This is a genomic window from Bartonella vinsonii subsp. berkhoffii ATCC 51672, from assembly GCF_902825225.1.
Taxonomy (GTDB): domain Bacteria; phylum Pseudomonadota; class Alphaproteobacteria; order Rhizobiales; family Rhizobiaceae; genus Bartonella; species Bartonella berkhoffii.
Map to the genome: position 1 here is coordinate 1 of NZ_CADEAK010000034.1, position 3,728 is coordinate 3,728.

2 protein-coding genes and 1 pseudogene are annotated in these 3,728 nt (G+C 37.7%); 2 read left to right on the top strand and 1 reads right to left on the bottom strand.

Annotated elements, in window-relative coordinates; all coding sequences use genetic code 11:
* Both J7R10_RS10365 and J7R10_RS07770 read left to right on the top strand, forming a co-directional pair.
* Window positions 1-126 (top strand): autotransporter outer membrane beta-barrel domain-containing protein (locus J7R10_RS10365; protein ID WP_425523343.1); only part of this gene is annotated, 126 nt, incomplete at its 5' end.
* 612 nt (window positions 127-738) lie between these two features.
* A complete protein-coding gene (locus J7R10_RS07770) occupies window positions 739-3,051 on the top strand; it encodes an autotransporter family protein (protein ID WP_010704745.1) in 2,313 nt (770 codons plus the stop codon).
* Window positions 3,052-3,366: 315 nt separating this feature from the next.
* On the opposite strand, the pseudogene J7R10_RS07775 reads toward J7R10_RS07770, so the two are convergent.
* Window positions 3,367-3,564: pseudogene (locus J7R10_RS07775) on the bottom strand (DnaB-like helicase C-terminal domain-containing protein); the annotation flags it as partial.
* Between the last annotated feature and the right edge of the window lie 164 nt (window positions 3,565-3,728).

The window sequence follows — 3,728 nt, forward strand, 5'->3', positions numbered from 1 at the left end:
GTTGGCATCAATGCGCAACTCTCCCATAATTTCTCTCTTCATGGTGATGTCAATTATCAACAAAAGCTTCAAAAAACCGGTATATCTGGAGCAAGTTTTTCTGGTGGAGTACGTTATCAGTTTTAAAAGTCTTTAATTTCTATTTTTAAAACATATGCGGCGCTGAAAGATAAACAGCGCCGCATATCTTTTGTGCATTACAAACAATGTAAGGTGTAATATACACTCAATATAAAGGCAGTACATTATACACCCTTTGTATATGTTAAAATCTGAATTTCTTCATCAAAGCCTTCTTGCCCCTTTTATTAATAAAAAGAAAAGTATTTTAGCCTCTTTGATGATACGCTTAAAATACATAATGGAATTTGTTCTCTCTTTTTTCTATACAAAAAAAAGCTGCTGAAAGCTTTTGATCCGTGCTAAAAGCTATATTCCCCCTCGCCTCTGTTGTGTTTCATGACCACAAATTTTGGTCAACAGAGTATCCTTTAAAACCTTGTTATCTGCGCATTTTTAAAATACAGACCTACCAAACTTGATTTCTTGAAATGCTTTTTCCAATGATTTGCATAACCATTTTCAAGATTTTTAAAGCAAATTTCAAGCGATAAAGAACCCTACCAAATAACCTATTTTGTTCTTTACAATAAGAACATATTGATATAAACCCCGATACTGCGTCATTAGGGGAATAAAGTAAGAAACAAAGGCATATCAATATTAAGGACATATAGTATGTATAAGAAAAAATTTTTATTGTGTACAATTGCTGGAACATTCCTTCTCTCTTCTTTCAATTCGGCTTACGCGAATACTCCCCCTAGTGAAATCAAAAAAGTTGACGTCCAAGAAGGAGAGAAAACTTTTAACAACGTTATTATCCGTGATAGAATTAGTACTGTGAACGCGAAGGGCTCAAAAACTGTAGTCACGATTAAAAAAGCAGAAATGACTTCAGAAATGGTTTCATTTAATGCAACAAAAGGTGGACGTATTAATGCCAAAGACGTTAATGCAAAGACACTCATAAAAGGTCTAGAAATTGCAAATGGTGTAATCAATCTTGAGGATTCAATGGTAACCGTTAAAGGAAACCATGAAAGTTATGGTATCAACTTTGGTTTTATCACAAAATTTGTAAAAAATGATGGTGAAGAAGTTGTCAATCAAGCAATCCTTACTAATACAAAACTACTTGTGAAAGATGGTATTGGTATTTTAGGTCCATTCTCAAATGGTGAGATTAGACTTCAAAATTCAGAAATTCGTGCTGATATATTATTGCAAAATAAAACTATGCCAGGAACTGATCCTGTCACGCTTAAATTAATTGCTGATGGTTCGTTTTTAGAAGGAAGAGCAAAAACATTACCAACCAACACAACAATTTTTACTCTGAATAACAACAGCAAATGGTATTTAAAGATTAGTCAAAACGAAGTAGATAATGATGACATCACTAAACTGCTTAACTACGCACTACTTGACATTAATCAACGAGCGCAATCCAGCATTTCAGTACTGAACCTTAATGACAGTTCTATCATATTCGATAAACCCAATGCGGTGACTGAATACCGTTATCAAACCTTGCATATAGGACAACAACCACAAGCTGAAAAGCCTCAATCGCCGAGAAATCAAGAATCTAATGGGGCAACAGCAGTCTACAATGCATCAGGCAAAGCAGAAATTTATTTTAATACTCAATGGAGTAATGGAGCAGAAAGTGCTGATCAAAAAACTGACCGTCTTCTCGTTCATGGTGATGTCTCAGGCACGACAACAATCCATTTTAACAACCTATTGAGCGATGAAAACACACAAGCAGAAGATTCCATTCCCTTGAACACACGCGGACTTTCGCTCGTTCAAGTTTCTGGAAAAGCAGAGGAAAACGCCTTCAAACTTGCAAATGGCTACACCACAATGGGGAGCATGCCTTATAAATATACACTGATTGCCTATGGCCCAACAGCAAACCGTGGAAAAGCAAATACTGCACAAAACCTCTTGGGAAAAAATGAGAATTTTTGGGATTTCCGTTTGCAAAGTGCAACCCTTGATCCTGAGGCAAAAATCAGAGCTCTCGTACCACAAGTGGCAAGCTATTTGGTCATGCCTAGCGCTCTCTTCTCCACTGGACTTGCTGATGTGAACAATCAAAATACATTGTTAGACAATATGCGAACATCAGCAGTCGAACTAGAAATGCGTAAAAACAAAGGTATCTTCTTCTCTTCTTATGGAAAAAAGAGCACATTCTTTTCTAGCCGCAAGCCATCGCAATATGGCTATGGAGCTGATATTCGCTATGCTGCCTTGCAAGCAGGCGTGACATTAGCAGCAATAGAAGAGCAAGATACCATCACAAATTTTGGTTTTTTGGGAACATATGGAAAACTTGCTTTCACCCCAAAAGATATGGAAGGCTCTGAAAAAAGTACATTGGATAAATTTTCCCTTGCCGCCTATGGGAGCCTCCACCATAGCAATGGCATGTATGTCAATGCACTCTTCTCCTATGGAGCTCTGAAGGGAAATATCACCACTGCTCTCATTGGAAACACCGCAAAACTAGATCATACAAAAACATGGAGTGCATCTGCTACCATTGGACAGAGATTGGCAACCGGAACGGAAGGATTGGTCTTTGAACCGCAAGCACAGCTTGTTTATCAACGTCTCATGCTTGGTACTTTCTCAGATATCGACGGCTTTGACGTGAATATGGGCAATCCTCACCAATGGTTAGGGCGTGTAGGTGGACGTTTAACACAAATGGTAATACCTGCTGACAAAGACTATGCTCTTTCCTTCTATGGTAAGCTGAATGCTATGAAAGCTTTTGGCGATAATGGCACAATACAAGTTGGTGACACATTCCATCTTGATTCTGCGGAATCTTCCATTGAAGGTGGACTTGGTGTGAATGCGCAATTGTCTCAGAATATTGCTCTTCATGCCGATGTTAGTTATCAACATAAACTCCAAAGAGCTGGCTTCTCTGGAATAAATGTTTCTGGGGGATTACGCTATCAGTTTTAAAAGTCTTTAATTTCTATTTTTAAAACATATGTGGCGCTGTAAGATAAACAGCGCCACATATGTTTTGTGCATTATAAAAAAGTAATGAAACAAAAAGCTATTCTGTTTTCATCAAAAAAATATTGATGAGCATTTCTATGCATAAAAAGCGTTTATTCTTGTGTACAATCGCTTATGCTTTTTTTCTTATTGTAGCTTGCCAGCAGGTTTTGTACCAATTTATTTTTTCTCAAAGAGTTTCAAAGGTGTTCTTAAAGGGTCTTCAAAGACCTTTCAAAGAGTATTTAAAGCTCCCTTTAACGCGTTTTTCTTCTCCTATTTTTCCAGATCACTAAAGCATGTAAAGTCGGATTGAAATGTAAGGGGGACGATTCCTGTCGGACCGTGGCGTTGTTTTGCTATAATAACCTTGGCTTTACCCTTAGCTTGTTCCATTGCCTCTTGCCATTTGCTATACTCAGCGGTGCCTTCTTTGGGTTCTTCATTTTTGAGATAATATTCTTCACGATGAATAACTGTCCCTGTCTCATCAATTGCCTCATCCCTCTTGGAATAAGGATTAACGATATCACTTCTGACATCTGGGGTCCATAAATTACAAGCAGCAACCATAACCACCCCCTATAAAAATAATATGACCACCATCTAATCGCCAAAGCCAACCCATAAAAACGGTT